The organism is Kribbella swartbergensis, assembly GCF_054784135.1.
Genome location: NZ_BAAGPM010000034.1, coordinates 548,738 through 562,489 on the forward strand (window position 1 = coordinate 548,738; position 13,752 = coordinate 562,489).

20 protein-coding genes are annotated in these 13,752 nt (G+C 69.0%); 9 read left to right on the forward strand and 11 right to left on the reverse strand.

Annotated features, from left to right (window positions below; translation table 11 throughout):
- Positions 1 to 7 precede the first annotated feature (7 nt).
- Positions 8 to 184, reverse strand: a complete 177-nt coding sequence (locus ACYVOK_RS31695; protein WP_460666261.1) for a hypothetical protein — start codon at positions 182 to 184, stop codon at positions 8 to 10.
- 233 nt (positions 185 to 417) lie between these two features.
- On the opposite strand from ACYVOK_RS31695, the gene ACYVOK_RS31700 reads away from it, so the two are divergent.
- Positions 418 to 642 (forward strand): hypothetical protein, encoded by a 225-nt coding sequence (locus tag ACYVOK_RS31700; protein WP_460666262.1) that lies wholly within the window; start codon positions 418 to 420, stop codon positions 640 to 642.
- Here ACYVOK_RS31700 and ACYVOK_RS31705 read toward each other — a convergent pair whose 3' ends face one another.
- Both ACYVOK_RS31705 and ACYVOK_RS31710 read right to left on the reverse strand, forming a co-directional pair.
- Positions 643 to 1,014, reverse strand: a complete 372-nt coding sequence (locus tag ACYVOK_RS31705; protein ID WP_460666263.1) for a VOC family protein — start codon at positions 1,012 to 1,014, stop codon at positions 643 to 645. It abuts the gene before it with no gap.
- Between the two features lie 16 nt (positions 1,015 to 1,030).
- Entirely contained in the window at positions 1,031 to 1,177 is a 147-nt protein-coding gene (locus ACYVOK_RS31710) for a hypothetical protein (protein WP_460666264.1), read from the reverse strand.
- A gap of 199 nt (positions 1,178 to 1,376) precedes the next feature.
- On the opposite strand from ACYVOK_RS31710, the gene ACYVOK_RS31715 reads away from it, so the two are divergent.
- The 3 genes from ACYVOK_RS31715 to ACYVOK_RS31725 all read left to right on the forward strand — a co-directional run bounded on the left by ACYVOK_RS31715 (position 1,377) and on the right by ACYVOK_RS31725 (position 3,170).
- Complete coding sequence (locus ACYVOK_RS31715; protein WP_460666265.1) at positions 1,377 to 2,204, forward strand: SigB/SigF/SigG family RNA polymerase sigma factor; 828 nt, start codon at positions 1,377 to 1,379, stop codon at positions 2,202 to 2,204.
- Entirely contained in the window at positions 2,201 to 2,707 is a 507-nt protein-coding gene (locus ACYVOK_RS31720; RefSeq protein WP_460666266.1) for a DNA polymerase ligase N-terminal domain-containing protein, read from the forward strand. Before ACYVOK_RS31715 ends, ACYVOK_RS31720 begins: the two co-directional genes overlap by 4 nt.
- Before the next feature lie 61 nt (positions 2,708 to 2,768).
- Positions 2,769 to 3,170, forward strand: coding sequence for a hypothetical protein (locus ACYVOK_RS31725; protein ID WP_460666267.1), 402 nt, complete (start codon positions 2,769 to 2,771; stop codon positions 3,168 to 3,170).
- Here ACYVOK_RS31725 and ACYVOK_RS31730 read toward each other — a convergent pair.
- The 4 genes from ACYVOK_RS31730 to ACYVOK_RS31745 all read right to left on the reverse strand — a co-directional run bounded on the left by ACYVOK_RS31730 (position 3,115) and on the right by ACYVOK_RS31745 (position 6,121).
- Positions 3,115 to 3,759, reverse strand: coding sequence for a nitroreductase family protein (locus tag ACYVOK_RS31730; RefSeq protein ID WP_460666268.1), 645 nt, complete (start codon positions 3,757 to 3,759; stop codon positions 3,115 to 3,117). The genes ACYVOK_RS31725 and ACYVOK_RS31730 overlap by 56 nt on opposite strands.
- A 43-nt stretch (positions 3,760 to 3,802) precedes the next feature.
- A complete protein-coding gene (locus tag ACYVOK_RS31735; protein WP_460666269.1) occupies positions 3,803 to 4,420 on the reverse strand; it encodes an L-threonylcarbamoyladenylate synthase in 618 nt (205 codons plus the stop codon).
- Between the two features lie 184 nt (positions 4,421 to 4,604).
- Entirely contained in the window at positions 4,605 to 5,222 is a 618-nt protein-coding gene (locus ACYVOK_RS31740) for a class F sortase (protein WP_460666270.1), read from the reverse strand.
- A gap of 71 nt (positions 5,223 to 5,293) precedes the next feature.
- On the reverse strand, positions 5,294 to 6,121 hold the full coding sequence (locus ACYVOK_RS31745; RefSeq protein WP_460666271.1) for a DUF4397 domain-containing protein: 828 nt from the start codon (positions 6,119 to 6,121) through the stop codon (positions 5,294 to 5,296).
- 537 nt (positions 6,122 to 6,658) lie between these two features.
- Here ACYVOK_RS31745 and ACYVOK_RS31750 point away from each other — a divergent pair.
- Together ACYVOK_RS31750 and ACYVOK_RS31755 are read left to right on the forward strand one after the other, a co-directional pair.
- Positions 6,659 to 7,180, forward strand: coding sequence for a hypothetical protein (locus ACYVOK_RS31750; protein ID WP_460666272.1), 522 nt, complete (start codon positions 6,659 to 6,661; stop codon positions 7,178 to 7,180).
- Positions 7,181 to 7,197: 17 nt separating this feature from the next.
- Positions 7,198 to 8,667: an MFS transporter gene (locus ACYVOK_RS31755; RefSeq protein WP_460666273.1), complete on the forward strand. Its 1,470-nt coding sequence runs from the start codon at positions 7,198 to 7,200 to the stop codon at positions 8,665 to 8,667.
- 41 nt (positions 8,668 to 8,708) lie between these two features.
- Here the strand turns inward: ACYVOK_RS31755 and ACYVOK_RS31760 are convergent, their stop codons facing one another.
- The 4 genes from ACYVOK_RS31760 to ACYVOK_RS31775 form a co-directional block, all read right to left on the reverse strand.
- Positions 8,709 to 9,512: a M23 family metallopeptidase gene (locus tag ACYVOK_RS31760; RefSeq protein ID WP_460666274.1), complete on the reverse strand. Its 804-nt coding sequence runs from the start codon at positions 9,510 to 9,512 to the stop codon at positions 8,709 to 8,711.
- A gap of 85 nt (positions 9,513 to 9,597) precedes the next feature.
- The gene (locus ACYVOK_RS31765) at positions 9,598 to 10,371 is read right to left on the reverse strand and encodes a DNA alkylation repair protein (RefSeq protein ID WP_460666275.1); all 774 of its coding nucleotides are present in this window, start codon (positions 10,369 to 10,371) and stop codon (positions 9,598 to 9,600) included.
- Positions 10,323 to 11,066 (reverse strand): SDR family oxidoreductase, encoded by a 744-nt coding sequence (locus ACYVOK_RS31770; protein WP_460666276.1) that lies wholly within the window; start codon positions 11,064 to 11,066, stop codon positions 10,323 to 10,325. The genes ACYVOK_RS31765 and ACYVOK_RS31770 overlap by 49 nt, the downstream gene beginning before the upstream one ends.
- A complete protein-coding gene (locus ACYVOK_RS31775; protein WP_460666277.1) occupies positions 11,066 to 11,701 on the reverse strand; it encodes a DUF305 domain-containing protein in 636 nt (211 codons plus the stop codon). The genes ACYVOK_RS31770 and ACYVOK_RS31775 overlap by 1 nt, the downstream gene beginning before the upstream one ends.
- Before the next feature lie 89 nt (positions 11,702 to 11,790).
- On the opposite strand from ACYVOK_RS31775, the gene ACYVOK_RS31780 reads away from it, so the two are divergent.
- The 3 genes from ACYVOK_RS31780 (at position 11,791) to ACYVOK_RS31790 (ending at position 13,712) form a co-directional block, all read left to right on the forward strand.
- Positions 11,791 to 13,044, forward strand: a complete 1,254-nt coding sequence (locus ACYVOK_RS31780; RefSeq protein WP_460666278.1) for an LVIVD repeat-containing protein — start codon at positions 11,791 to 11,793, stop codon at positions 13,042 to 13,044.
- On the forward strand, positions 13,002 to 13,148 hold the full coding sequence (locus ACYVOK_RS31785) for a hypothetical protein (protein WP_460666279.1): 147 nt from the start codon (positions 13,002 to 13,004) through the stop codon (positions 13,146 to 13,148). The genes ACYVOK_RS31780 and ACYVOK_RS31785 overlap by 43 nt, the downstream gene beginning before the upstream one ends.
- Positions 13,149 to 13,361: 213 nt before the next feature.
- Positions 13,362 to 13,712 carry an STAS domain-containing protein gene (locus ACYVOK_RS31790; RefSeq protein WP_460666280.1) on the forward strand — a complete coding sequence of 117 codons (351 nt, stop codon included), beginning with the start codon at positions 13,362 to 13,364 and terminating at the stop codon, positions 13,710 to 13,712.
- The last annotated feature ends 40 nt before the right edge of the window (positions 13,713 to 13,752 follow it).

Genomic DNA, 13,752 nt, shown 5'->3' on the forward strand with positions numbered 1-13,752 from the left:
AGGGGTCCTACGAGCTGCGGACCGACTGGTGGTCGACCCAGACCAGGTGGCCGTGGTGGCTGACGAGCACCTCGTCAGCACCGGCGGCACCGGTCCGGCGGCCGAGTTCCTGACCCGCGATCCAGCGGCCGCCGATGCGGACCTGCACGGCGACGGGCCTGGCCGGGGAAGGGGCTACGGGCATGACACCTGACTTCTGGACAGGGGCGGCGGGGGAACGGCGTCGTACTGCTCTGAGATGGTGCTGGAGATCGGTCATCGTCGCCCTCACAGGGACACGCAACCAAGAACTTCGGGGGCTGGGTACTCAACCAAGGGCAACCCTACAACCGCCGGATGACTGAGCGTTAGCGATAACTGGAATTGACCTCGAACCCTCTGGGTACCGGAAAGATCTCACCTAAGGGAGGTGGAGTCATGAGCACCAACCCGATCCCGCCCATGCCGGTCGGTCCGGGCGACTCCCGGAACCCGGACAACCCGGATCCGGACATGCCGGACATCGTCGACCCCGGTATCGACGAGGAACCGGCCGTCGAGACCCGGCCGGGCGACGACTCACCGCTGACGCAGCCGGCCTCCAACCCGGACAGCCCGGACGAGGAGGACCCGAACGACCAACTCCCCCGCTTCGACAGCTAGCTAGTCCTGCGGAGGCAGCTGCTGCAAGGCCCAGGAGTTCCCGTCGGGGTCGCTGAAGAAGGCGAAGATCCCCCACGGGAACTCCTGCAGGTCCGACACCTCGACCCCGCGATCGAGGAGTTCGGCGCGGGCCGCGGCGACGTCGGGTACGACGACCTGCAGCCCCCGGACCGAACCGGGTTCGCCCTGGTCCATCCCGCTGCCGATCGCGATCGAGCACGCCGAACCCGGCGGGGTGAGCTGAACAAATCTCAGTTCTTCGCTTACTCGGTGGTCGTGGTCGGCGTTGAACCCCACCTGCTCGGTGTAGAACGCTTTCGCCCGGTCCACGTCCGACACCGGCACCGACACCAACTCGAGCTTCCAGTCCATGGACCAGAACCTACGGTCAGTCGGGGATCTCGGGAACCTCCGGAGTCGTCGGCGGGTCGGGTTGCTCCTGGTCAACGGCCGGCCGGCGGGTCTCGTCCAGGAGGTCGTCGACCAGCGGCTCGTCGTCGGCGCCGGTCCCGTCGTGGTGGTGCGGCTCTGACATCGCGCTTCCTCCTATCTGAACATCACGTCGTACCCACCATTGCGTAACGCATGCGGGGGTGCCGTGTTGCGGTCCGTGGTCGGTATGGGTGCGGATGCATAACGCCGCGAATCATGGGGTAGGAATGTCTCCAGAACAGCTCTGACCGCGGTCCAGACATGTGCCGCGCCGTGACTCAACGTCGCGAGGTCAGTAAAAAATGGTCACCGTAGTTTCCAGCAGCACCGTCGACGATCAGCGCAGCAGCACCGATCCGAAGCAGCGCAGAGACAAGACGACCCGAGCCCTTCTGAGCCGGCGGGCCGCCACGACGGACGAGGATCTCCGGCAGTCCCTCCTGAACGAGGCGATCGAGCTCAACCTGAGCATCGCCCACAGCATCGCCACCCGGTTCCGGGGCCGGGGCGTGGAACCCGAGGACCTGGACCAGGTCGCCTACCTGGGCCTGGTCAAGGCCGCCCGCAGCTACGACCCGGACACCGACACGCCGTTCCTGGCGTACGCCGTACCGACCATCAGGGGCGAGGTGAAACGGTACTTCCGCGACTGCTCGTGGACGGTCCGGATCCCGCGCCGCCTGCAGGAGCTGCAGGGCTCGATCGCCTCGGTCCGCCCGCAGCTGGTCCAGGACCTGCACCGCGAGCCCACGCTCCAGGAGCTTGCCGACAAAATTGGTGCCGAGGTCAACGAAATCGAGGCCGCCGTGGCCGCCGACGGCTGTTTCTCGGTGCTGTCGCTCGACCGCCCGGTCGACGACGACTCGACCGCCAACCTGGCGGACACGCTCGCGGACGAGGAGGACACCGCGTTCGAGCGGACCGAGGCGGTCGCCGTCCTCGAGCCGGTGCTCAGCGGGCTGGCGCCGCGGGAGCGGAGGATCCTCGAACTGCGCTTCGTCGAGGGACACACCCAGGCCGATATCGGCGCCGAGATCGGAGTCAGCCAGATGCAGGTCTCCCGGCTGCTCCGCGGCATCCTCGACCGGTTGCGCGAACGCATCGAACCACCCACGGCAGCTGCCGCTTGACGACCGGCGCGGCCTATCGGCCGATCTTCGTGGTGCAGCTGCACGATGCCCGGCGGCTGCACTACGACGTTCGGCTGGAGGTGGACGGCGTGCTGAAGTCGTGGGCCGTCCCGCGGGGGCCGTCGCTGGACCCGACCGTGAAGCGGCTCGCGGTGTTCACCACCGATCACGACCTGGAGTACGCCTCGTACGAGGGCGTGATCGCGGACAGTCAGTACGGCAGCGGTGCCGTCATCGTGTGGGACGCCGGCGTCTACACCAACCTGACCCGCGACGATCGCCATCGGCCGGTGGACCCGGCGGTGGCGATCGAACGCGGGCACCTCAAGGTGCGGTTGCACGGCGTGAAGCTGAACGGCGCATGGGCCTTCACCAGGACCGGTGCGGACTGGTTGCTGGTGAAGGTCCGTGACGCCGACGCCGATCCGGAGCTCGATCTGACCGTCACCGAGCCACGGTCCGTGCTCAGCGGTCTGACCATCGAGGAGATGGCCGCCTCCTGACCGGTTGAGTCGTCGGCGGAGGGGGTACCTGCGGGGCTTCAGGCGACGCAGGAGGTACGGAATGTGCGGTGCTGACCCGGGTGAGGCCTTCGCGAGGGCCACGACCGCGCTCAACGAGCTGACGCGGCTCGAGGAGGTTCGCTCGGACTTCACCGCGGAGAACTGGGAGCAGTTGCTGGCCGGCCTCGGCACCGTGGTCACGTCGGCGGCGCGGCTGGCCGACTGCCTGGGTGACCACCTGGCCCGGGCGACCTCCCAGGCCGACTGGCGCGACGGCACGGGCGTCGGAGAGCCGGACAAGCTGCTGTCGGCGGCCGCCCAGTCGGTCGAGCTCGTGAGCCGGCAGCTGATCGAGGTCGCCGGCACCATCGCCACCTCCCGCGACCAGGTCGGCCAGCTCCACCTGGCTACCAGGCGTCGAGGTGGAGGACCTCGTCCAGCGGCTGACGAGGAGCGGGCCTGAACTTCGTCCCGATCGTGTACGCGGTCGGGATCAGCACCGTCTGCCGCACCTCCTCGGGCAGGCCGAGGAGTTCGGCCACCTCCTGCTCGTAGTTCAGGTGCAGGGTGGTCCACGCCGTACCGAGGCCCCGGGCCCGCGCGGCCAGCATGTAACTCCAGGCGGCCGGCAGGATCGAGCCCCACAGGCCGGCCTGGTTCCCGGCCGGGAGTGACCCTGCTTCGAGGCACGGGATCACCAGCACCGGGACCTGTCCCATCCGCTCGCCGAGGTACGCCACGCTCTCACCGATCCGGCGCTGCACCGGACCGCGAACCGGGTCGTCGGCGAACAGCTTCCCGGCCGCACCGCGTCCGGCCAGGTACTTCTCCACCGCGAGCCGGTAGTACTCCCCGATCGCCGCCCGCTTGTCCGGGTCCGTGATCACCAGCCAGTGCCACGCCTGCCGGTTGCTTCCGGACGGCGCCTGCAGGGCGATCTCGATGCACTCGCGAATCAGCTCGAGCGGGACCGGCTTCTCCAGGTCCAGCCGCTTGCGGACGGTACGCGTGGTGGTGAGCAGTTCGTCCGGCGACAGATCGAGGGTGGTCACCGGCCCACTATCTCAGCCGGTGCAGGTGTCTCCGGTGCGGAACTCACTGGAACGGTGTCGGGTCCCCGGCCCCGACGCGGACCACTTCGGGGACGTCGTCGGAGAAGTCGATCACGGTGGTGGGTTCGGTGCCGGTCTCACCTTCGAGGACGGCATCGATCTGGTTGTCCAGTTCTTCCTTGATCTCCCACGCCTGCGTCATCGGCGCCTCGTGATCCGGCAGCAGGAGGGTGCTGGACAGCAGCGGTTCGCCGAGTTCCGCGACCAGGGCGTGGGCCACGACATGGTCCGGGATGCGCACGCCGACGGTCTTCTTCTTCGGGTGCAGGAGGCGGCGCGGTACTTCCTTCGTGGCCGGGAGGATGAAGGTGTAGCTGCCCGGCGTGGCTGCCTTGATCGAGCGGAACACGGCGTTGCTGATGTGCACGAACTGTCCGAGTTGCGCGAAGTCCTGGCACACCAGGGTGAAGTGGTGCCGGTCGTCGAGGTGCCGGATGGCGCGGATCCGGTCGATCCCCTCCTTGTTCCCCAGCTGGCAGCCGAGGGCGAATCCCGAGTCGGTCGGGTACGCGATCAGCCCGCCGTCGCGCACCAGGTCGACCACCTGGCCGATGGCCCGGCGCTGCGGATTCTCCGGATGTACGTCGAAATACCTCGCCATAACCGCCGAGCCTAGGGCACGTCTCTCGATTCCCTGCAGTCGCGAGCAGGTGCTCGGCGGAGTGCAGCGCAAGGCGGAGGACGAGGCTCGGAGTGGGGTTCTCCGTGCCTCGTCCTCCAACGCAGCGATGTGCCCGCCGAGCGCCGCGCAGCACGCAGGGAATCGAGAGACGTGCCCTGATGGCTCAGCGTGCCGGTCCGGTGGGGGTGGCCGTGACGATCAGGTTCTCCTCGTAGCCGCCGCGGGCGGCGTCGTAGGCGCCGGTGCAGGTGATGAGCACGAGACGATGGTCGACCTCCTGGTCGAACGCGCCACTGTGGGTGGCGAGTGCGTCCTTCGGGACCGACACGACCGAGCTCACCCGGTACGTCGCGGTGTGGCCCGAGCCGTGCAGTACGACGAGTTCACCCGGCGTGATCCGGAGCAGCCGGGCGAAGTACCCGATGCCCTCGGTCCTGGTGTCGACGTGACCGGCCAGGACCACCGAGCCGAACGGATCACCGGCCTGGGCGCCACCGTCCCACCAACCGACCCATCGGCCTTGCTCCGGGACCTTCAGCTCGCCGTTGACCGTGCGGACCGGAAACACCGGTGCTGTCGCCCCACCCGGCAGCACCACCTGGGCGGGAACGAACCAGATCCGCTGGCTCGGCGCCGGCGTACCCTCGCGGGCGGGCGGCGCCGACGCCGTCCTGGGCTCGACCGGCCGAGCCTCGATCTCCGGCGCGAACCCAGGGACACCACGAGGGGCCGGGGCGGACGACAGGGCTGGGGTACCGCCGTCCGCCCCGGGTCGGGGCACGGAAGTTGCCGTCTGCGCAGCGCACCCCTCCAGGCCCGCGCAGCACAGCACCAGTGCCAGCAGGAGTCTCCTCAGCGACGGACCACCTTTCTGACTGTCACAACCCGCCGGACCGTCACCACCGCGGCCAGCAAGCCGGCCAGGACGACCACGACCCACAGGCCGGAGGTGGAACTGGGCGGAACTTCCCGCTCCGCGGCCTGGCCGCCGGTGCCGGTGTTCACCAGTTCAGGCATGCCGGAGCCCGACGCGGGCAACTTGATCGTTCCGACCGCGACATTCATGGTCTGCTGATTCGGATTTCCGACCGCGAACACCCGGGTCAGATACCCGGCCCGCGCCGGTAAATCCAACGGACCGAGAACAACAGGTGAACTCGTCCCGGCCGCCACGATGTCCACTGTGTAGGTGGCCGCCGGGACGACCGCCTCGAACGATTCCCCGTTCGCCACGTTCGCGAACGCGACCTTTCCGTTCACCCGGATGTCGGCCGGGCCGACGGCGGCGTCGTGGGCGACCCGCAAGGCGGCCTTGTCCTTCGGGATCGCGCTCAGTTTGTTCACGTACGACGTCAGCACCGGAGCGCCCGTGGGCGAGACCGGCAGGTGGATCACGGCGTCGACGCTGGCCCCCGATCGGACCGTCACCTCGCGCTGGATCACCACATTCCCTCCCTGTCGCGCGGTGATCATCCGCCGGCCGGCGGCGACGTTGAACGGCCCGGCGATCTTGGCGGCCTGCAGACCGGTCACCACCGTGCGTCCGTCGACGGTGATGTCGAGCGACCGGCCGGGCAGTCCCTGGACGACGTACAGGTGGGTGGCTGCGGCCCCCTCGGCCGGGACCGCGAGCAGCGCCGGAGTTGCCGCGACGGTCACGGCCAGCGTCAGTGGAATCACCCTACGAATTGCCGGACCAGGAATTCTTGAAATTCCCATGAATACCGCCCGGAACGATCCGGACACACTCCGTCCCATCATTTTCCCGCCCCCTCGAAGTCCCCATGAATTTCGGCGGTAATTGCCGAACCCCACCAATTCGGGCGTATCGTATGCGCAAGTCCGATCCGGCCGCCAGAGGAAGCGGCCGAATCCGTTGGGGGGCGATGCCACGTGTCCGAGCGCGGTTCCCCGGACACGTCGCCGACGGCAGCCCAGGAGTTCCTCCCGCGCGTTCCATCGGGGGTGGAGGACCTCAGGCAGCGGGTTTCGGGGGCACGGTGGCTGGCTACGGCCGCGCTGACTCTGGGGCCCACTCTGGGGCTCAGTGCGACCGCGGCCTGCTCGCCGGACCTCGCCGGACCGGTCGCGCCCAGCCCAGGGCTGCCGGCACCCGCTCTCGCCACCGCGCCCGGCCGGACGCCGACCTCGACCCCGACCCCAAACCCGGCTCCGTCCGCCACCCCCGGGACCGGCGGGACACGACCCGGGATCCGGATGCTCGTCGTTCCCCGGCCGGACGGGTCGTTCGACATCGCCGAGGACGTGATGTTGCCGAAGGCTACGAACATCCTGCAGATCCAGCTACCTCCCTCCGGCGAACAACTGCCCGGCATGATGACCAGGACCGCGCCGGCGGCGACCGATCTGCGCCTGCTGGCCAACGGCGCGAACGTCCCGTTGAGCAGCTCCGAGATCACCGGGACGACCGACGTACCCCTGACCCCGGCGGCCACCAGCCTCCGCCTGCGCTACCGGCTGAACGGCTCGACGGTGCGACGTACGCCGTCGAAACCGGAGCGTGCGGCGTCGGCCATCAGGCCGCTCACCTCGCTCGCCGACGGCGAGCTGCCGACCGACGTGACCGTGTCCGGCGGCGCACTGCTGAACGCGGTCTGCCCACTGCTCACCGAGACCCGGTGCGCGGTCGGGAATCCGCCGAGGCTCTCGGTACTGCCGGGCATCCGGGCCGACAAGGCACTCGTCGTTCTCCAGCTGGACCTCCCGCAGCCCCAGTGAGGGCCTACTGTTTGTCCATGACGGACGAGCGGATCGCGTTCGGGACGAGCCGGGCCAGATGGGTCCTTGCGGCCACGGCGCTCGGGTCGGGGATGGCCTTCCTCGACGGCACGGTGGTGAACGTCGCACTGCCTGCGATGGGCGAGGATCTCGACGCCGACGTGGCCGGCCTGCAGTGGATCATCAACGGGTACATGCTGCCGCTCGCCGCGCTGATCCTGCTCAGCGGTTCGCTCGGCGACCGGCTCGGCCGGCGGTGGGCGTTCGTCGTCGGGGTGGTCTGGTTCGCGGCCGCGTCGGTGATCTGCACAGTGGCGCCGAACCTCGAGGTGATGATCGCGGGCCGGGTCCTGCAGGGCATCGGCGGCGCGTTGCTCACGCCGGGCAGCCTGGCGATCCTGCAGACCACGTTCACCCCGTCCGATCGCGCGAAGGCGGTCGGCGCCTGGTCCGGTCTCACCTCGGTCGCCGCGGCGATCGGCCCGTTCGTGGGCGGCGGCCTGGTCGACAGTGGATCGTGGCGGCTGATCTTCCTGCTGAACGTCCCGCTCGCGGTGGTTACCGTCCTCGTCACACTGCGGCACGTGCCGGAGACCCGGGACGAGACCGCGGCCGGCAGACTCGACCTCACCGGCGCGGCCGTCGCGACCGTCGGCCTGGCCGGCCTCACCTTCGGACTGATCCGCGCGGGCGACCACGGCTTCGGTGACGCCCTGGTCCTCGTCTCCCTGGCCGTCGGAGTGGTCGCGCTCGCGGCCTTCGTGGTGGTCGAGCGCCGCGAGTCGCACCCGATGCTGCCACCGGGCATCTTCGCCAACCTCCGCTTCACCGGCGCGAACCTGGTCACGGTCGTGGTGTACGGCGCTCTCGGTACGGCGACGTTCCTCGTCGTCGTGTACCTCCAGACCGTGCTCGGGTACTCGGCGCTGTGGGCCGGAGCCGCGCTGCTGCCGATGACCGTTCTCATGCTCGTCCTGTCCGGCTACGCCGGTGCACTCGCGGAGAAGATCGGCGCCCGGATCCCGATGACGGTCGGCCCGCTGCTGATGGGTGCGGGTTTCCTCCTGATGCTGCGGATCGAACCGGGTGCGAGCTATGCCGGCGCGGTCCTGCCGGCGGTCGTCGTCCTGGGGTTCGGCCTCGTCGCGACGGTCGCACCGCTGACGGCGACCGTGCTGTCGGCCGTCGAGGATCACCATGCCGGGATCGCGTCGGGGGTGAACAACGCGATCGCCCGGTCGGCGCAGTTGATGGCGGTCGCGGCGATCCCGATCGCGGCCGGCATCACCGGTGACAGCTACCGGGATCCGGTTGCCTTCGGCAATGGATTTGCCGACGCCCTGTGGATCTCGGCGGTCCTGGCCGCGGCGGGCGGCGTGCTGGCATGGGTCACGTTGGGCGACCGCGGGCTGAAGCCGGTCCTGGTTCATCACCACCGGCACTGCGCCGTGGAAGCTCCGCCGTACGCCCAGACCCGCAAGTCCTGAGCGCCGCCGCCGCGGAGACATGTCGACAAATCGGCGATCGGTCAGGTGCAGTTCGGCAGGTCCCGGCCGCTGTTGTCCTTGGCCTCGTCGTTGCCCCAGCGGGACAGGTAGTACGCCGAGACCCACTGGCCGGCCGGACCGACGTCGAGATCGGTCTTCATCCACCAGTGGTTGTACGCCGACCCGACCCGGACCTCGGGTCCCCACACCTTGCAGAACACGTAGTTGGTCCCCGCGTACAGCGTGCCGGTCTGGGTTCCGCCGGGCGTGCTGTGGCCGGGTGCGTTGGCGAACGTGTCGACCCAGTACTTCCCGCTGTTGGCACAGTTGGCGCTGGTCTCGTAGTGCTGGTTGTAGGACCAGGTGAGCGGCACCGCGTGTCCGTTGAACCAGGCCTGCTGGACGACACCGTTGAGCTTCTGCTCGTAGTGCAGGTGCGGGCCGGTGCTCTGGCCGGTGCTGCCGACGGTGCCGAGCTGCCTGCCCTGGTTCACGACGTTGCCAACGGCAACGTCACGGCGGTCCATGTGCAGGTACCGGGTCTGCCAGCCGCCACCGTGGTCGATGACGACCATGTGGCCGCCGCTGGACGACAGCAGGGACGCGCTGACCGTGCCACCGGCCGAGGCGAGCACCGGCGTACCGCGGGTGGCGCCGCTCGGCGACACCATGTCGAGCATCCATTGGCTGGCGTGACCGCTGTGTGTCGCGGTGGTCCAGCGCAGACCGCACGGGATCGGCATCTGGAAGCCGGGTGCGGCCGTGGCCGAGGTCGGCACGCCGACCAGGCCGGCGGCGACGAGTGTTGCGAGCAGCACCAGGTGGATGATGCGCTTCAGGTTCATGGGGCGGCCCCTTCGCGAATCGAGGTGGGATTCAGGCTAACGCCGCACCGCTGCCTGAACAGGCCCTTCGATCTCCGCCGAAAGGTCAGCGCAGCGCCAGGTAGTGCCTGCGCACCTCGGGTGCGAGCCGCTCGATCGCGTACCGGAGCATCGTGCGTGGCATCACCGCCGCGTGCCGGTCCAGGAACGCCAGCAGCTCGTCCTCCGAGACCCGCTTGCCGGCCTCGCGCAGCATCCACCCGGACGCCTTGTGGATCAGGTCTTCCCGGTCGTCGAGGACCAGTTCGGACAGCGCGTACGTGTCCGCGCTCTCGCCGCGCATGATGAACCGATGGGTCGCGACCAGCGCGATCCGCCGTTCCCATACCGACGACGACCGGACCAGGGTGTGGAGAACGTCCCGCGGCTTGTCGAGCAGGTACCCGCCGACGATCTCCGACGTACTGCAGTCGACCAGGTCCCAGTTGTTGACGTACGGCGTACTGCGCAGGTACAGCTCGTAGATCGCGGTGAGTTCGGCCGGGTTCGCCGTACGCGGCTTGAGACTCCGTGCGGCGCGATCGGCGAGCAGACAGAGGATTGCCAGCCGGTGTTCGTGGACCGGGCTCTGCAACGCCCGCTCCAGTTCGGCCAACGGGAGGTCCGCGCGCAGGTAGGGCTTGATCAGGCCACGGATCGTGGACAGCTTGACGCCGATGATCCGGTCGCCGTGACCGTATCCGCCCTCCTGGAGCTGGAAGTAGCGCGCGAGCGCCTCCGCCACGGCCGGGTCGGCCGCGGCGTCGATGTCGGCGAGGAGGTCGGCGGTGCTCAGATCACCAGCCCTCCAGTGGCCAGCAGGTTCCGGCCGGTGAGCCACCGGCTGTCGGGACCCGCCAGGAACGCGACGACATCCGCGATGTCCGACGGTTGGCCGAGCCGGCCCAACGGCGTGAGCGCGGTCATCTGCGCCGCGGCTTCCGGCGGGTTCGAGGTGTGGAACATGTCGGTGTCGGTGGTCCCCGGCGACACCGTGTTGACGGTGATCCCGCGCGATCCGTACTCACGGGCGGCGACCTTGACGAACTGCTCGAGCGCGCCCTTGCTGCCGGCGTACAGGGAGATGCCCGGACCGGGCAGGGCGGTGTTGAGCGTCGAGAGCGCGATGATTCGCCCGCCGTCGGCGAGCACCCGGGCCGTCTGCTGGATCAGGAAGTAGGGGCCTTTCAGGTTCGTCGCCATCAGCCGGTCGAACTCGTCCTCGGTGACGTCGGCGATCGCCTTCACGTGGGACACCGCCGCATTGCAGACGAGGATGTCGAGCGCACCGGTCGGCTCGGCCGCACGCTCGATCAGTTCGGCGTGGGCGGTCAGGTCGGCCTGGTCCGACCGCACCGCGATCGCCTGGCCACCGGCCGCCTTCACCTCGTCGACCACGTCCGCGGCGGCGGACTCCTGCGACACATAGGTGAAGGTGACCACGGCGCCGTCGGCGGCGAGCCGCCGGACGATGGCCGCGCCGATGCCGCGCGAACCGCCGGTGACCAGCGCCGCCTTGCCGTCGAGTACGCCCATCACAACTCCTTCTGCAGTTGCCGCATCGTCGCGATCTCCTTGGTCTGGGTGGCCCCGACCTCCTGCGCCAACTCCGCCACCTGAGGGTCCGTCCCCTTGTCTATCACCGTGCGGCTCATCGTCACCGCACCTTGGTGGTGCTTGATCATCAGGGTCAGGAACAGCTGGTCGAACGCCTTGCCCCGCGCCTTCTCCAGAGTGGCGAGCTCGTCGTGAGTCGCCATCCCCGGCATGCCGCTGTGGTCCATGTGGTCGACGTGGGTGAGATCCGGCGGGTTCTGCCCGCGGGCGACGAGCATTTGCCGCATCGCCTCGATCTCCGGCTGCTGGCCGACCCGGATCCGCTCGGCGAGTGACTTGACCTTCGCGTTCTGCGCCGAACTCCCGGCGTACCCGGCCATCCGGAGCGCCTGGGTGTGGTGGACCATCATGTCGGCCAGGAACGTGACGTCGTCGGGGTCCGGCGTGCTCGCCGTGGTCGGCAGTGTCGAGACGGTCCGGTTCGGCCCGCCCGGCGTACCGGGCACGATCACCGGCGGCTGGGAGCCGGGCGGTTCGACGGCGCGGTCCGGCGTACTGCATCCGGCCAGCACCGCGACGAGCGCGGCGGCCACCCCTGAGCGGCGGATCCCCACGGCCTCACTCCTTGTGTCAGATCGCTTCCATAACGTGTCTATCACGCTTAGGCTTGAGGCCGAAGGAAAACCGAAGAAGGGACCTTGGCATGCGCCGCCCCCGCACGCTCGTCCGTCTCGCCGTGACCGTTGCTCTGCTCACCGGCCTGGCCGGCACGGCCACCGCCGCTCCACCCGACACCGGTGCGTCGAAGAGCGACAACATCACCCATCTGGCCAGTGTCCCGATGACCGGTCCGCTGACCGGCGGTGTGAACACCGATATCGCGTTCGCCGGCACGAAGGCGTACGTCGGCAACTACGCCGGCTTCGCGATCTACGACGTCGCCGAACCGGCGAATCCGCGGATGATCAGCCAGGTGTCCTGCCCCGGCAGCCAGAACGACATCAGCGTGTACGCCGGCCTGCTGTTCCTCAGCACGGACCAGTCCCGCAGCGACAGTTCGTGCCAGAGCGTGCCGCAGTCGCCGACGATCAAGGAGTCGTGGGAGGGCATCAAGATCTTCGACGTCCGCGACCCGGCGAACCCGCGGTACGTCGCCGCCGTCGAGACCAAGTGCGGTTCGCACACGCATACGCTGGTCCCGGATCCGGCCAGGCGCTCGGTGTACATCTACAACTCGTCGTACTTCCCGGACGCCACCTACCCGGACTGCCAGCCGCCGAACGACCGGATCGACATCGTCAAGGTGCCGCTGCGCGACCCGGCCGAGGCCGCCGTGGTCGCCTCGCCGGTGCTGTTCCCGGACGGCGGGTTCCCCGGCAGCGAGACCGGCTACGAGACCAGCGGCTGCCACGACATCACCGCGTTCCCGGCCCGCGGGATCGCGGCCGCGGCGTGCATGGGTGACGGCGTGCTGCTGGACATCTCCCGGCCGGCCGCGCCGCGGGTGATCGACCGGGTCCAGGACGCGGCGAACTTCTCCTTCTGGCACGGCGCCACGTTCAACGGCGACGGCAGCAAGGTCGTCTTCATGGACGAACTCGGCGGCGGTGGCGGTGCCGAGTGCAACGAGGCGGTCGGGCCGAACAAGGGCGCGACCGCGGTCTTCGACATCGAGAACCGGAAGCTGACGTTCCGCAGCTACTACAAGATCCCGCGGCACCAGGCCGAGCGGGAGAACTGCGTCTCGCACAACGGCTCACTGATCAAACGGTGCCCGGCCGCGACATCATGGTGCAGGCCTGGTACCAGGGCGGCTTCTCGGTCTGGGACTTCACCGATTCGGCGCGTCCGTACGAGATCGGGTACTTCGACCGGCCGCCGCGCAAGCCGGCGTCGTTCGGCGGGTACTGGTCGGTGTACTACTACAACGGCACGATCTACGGCACCGAGTCGGTGATCGCGTTCGACACCTTCAAGATCTCCGACAAGAGGACCGACCCGGCCGCCCGGGTGAAGTTGCCGGAGCTCAACGTCCAGACCCAACCGGCGTTCTGGGGGTGATGTCAGTCGTTCGACCACCTGACCTGGTAGCGCTTACACAGCTGCTTGGATCACGCTGCGAGTTCATCCCGCTCAGACCCGTTGTGACGCCTGCGCGTTGGGGCATACGGTGAGGGCAGGGCAGTTCCGCCTCGCCAGGACCGACCGGTGTTCGCGGGACTACCCGGGGGAGAGACCGGCGTGACAAGCCAGCCTGAGCCGCAGGACGGCGAGATGATCAGAACCACGTTCGACGCTGTGACCGAGGAGCTGGAACCAGGCGTACTGCTGGTCCGGCTGTCCGGTGAGATCGACATCGCGACCACCGACTTCGCCGCCGAGGCGATCCGTGCCGCGGTGGCGCCGCCGGCCCGGCTGGTTCTGATCGACGTCTCCGCCGTCACCTTCTGCAGCTCCGCCGGCCTGGGCAACCTGGTCGAGGCCCGCAACCTGGCCGGCCGGCACAACATCACGCTGGCTCTGGTGGGCGTCGGACGACCGGTCGACCGTCCGTTGGCCGTCACCGGTCTGGGCGGTCAGTTCCGCATCTTCTCGACCGTCGAGGAAGCCCTGCGCGAGCTCTGATCCCGCTGTTTCCACACCGGTTCGCCGGGTACCCGTGGCC

What these genes read in the sequence shown, in the direction of transcription:
- ACYVOK_RS31755 (WP_460666273.1), top strand. Translation starts at nt 7,198, where the DNA reads ATGACGGACGAGCGGATCGCGTTCGGGACGAGCCGGGCCAGATGGGTC.
- ACYVOK_RS31715 (WP_460666265.1), top strand. Translation starts at nt 1,377, where the DNA reads ATGGTCACCGTAGTTTCCAGCAGCACCGTCGACGATCAGCGCAGCAGC.
- ACYVOK_RS31770 (WP_460666276.1), bottom strand. Translation starts at nt 11,066, where the DNA reads ATGGGCGTACTCGACGGCAAGGCGGCGCTGGTCACCGGCGGTTCGCGC.
- ACYVOK_RS31695 (WP_460666261.1), bottom strand. Translation starts at nt 184, where the DNA reads ATGCCCGTAGCCCCTTCCCCGGCCAGGCCCGTCGCCGTGCAGGTCCGC.
- ACYVOK_RS31760 (WP_460666274.1), bottom strand. Translation starts at nt 9,512, where the DNA reads ATGAACCTGAAGCGCATCATCCACCTGGTGCTGCTCGCAACACTCGTC.
- ACYVOK_RS31780 (WP_460666278.1), top strand. Translation starts at nt 11,791, where the DNA reads ATGCGCCGCCCCCGCACGCTCGTCCGTCTCGCCGTGACCGTTGCTCTG.
- ACYVOK_RS31725 (WP_460666267.1), top strand. Translation starts at nt 2,769, where the DNA reads ATGTGCGGTGCTGACCCGGGTGAGGCCTTCGCGAGGGCCACGACCGCG.
- ACYVOK_RS31710 (WP_460666264.1), bottom strand. Translation starts at nt 1,177, where the DNA reads ATGTCAGAGCCGCACCACCACGACGGGACCGGCGCCGACGACGAGCCG.
- ACYVOK_RS31705 (WP_460666263.1), bottom strand. Translation starts at nt 1,014, where the DNA reads ATGGACTGGAAGCTCGAGTTGGTGTCGGTGCCGGTGTCGGACGTGGAC.
- ACYVOK_RS31790 (WP_460666280.1), top strand. Translation starts at nt 13,362, where the DNA reads ATGATCAGAACCACGTTCGACGCTGTGACCGAGGAGCTGGAACCAGGC.
- ACYVOK_RS31735 (WP_460666269.1), bottom strand. Translation starts at nt 4,420, where the DNA reads ATGGCGAGGTATTTCGACGTACATCCGGAGAATCCGCAGCGCCGGGCC.
- ACYVOK_RS31700 (WP_460666262.1), top strand. Translation starts at nt 418, where the DNA reads ATGAGCACCAACCCGATCCCGCCCATGCCGGTCGGTCCGGGCGACTCC.
- ACYVOK_RS31750 (WP_460666272.1), top strand. Translation starts at nt 6,659, where the DNA reads ATGCTCGTCGTTCCCCGGCCGGACGGGTCGTTCGACATCGCCGAGGAC.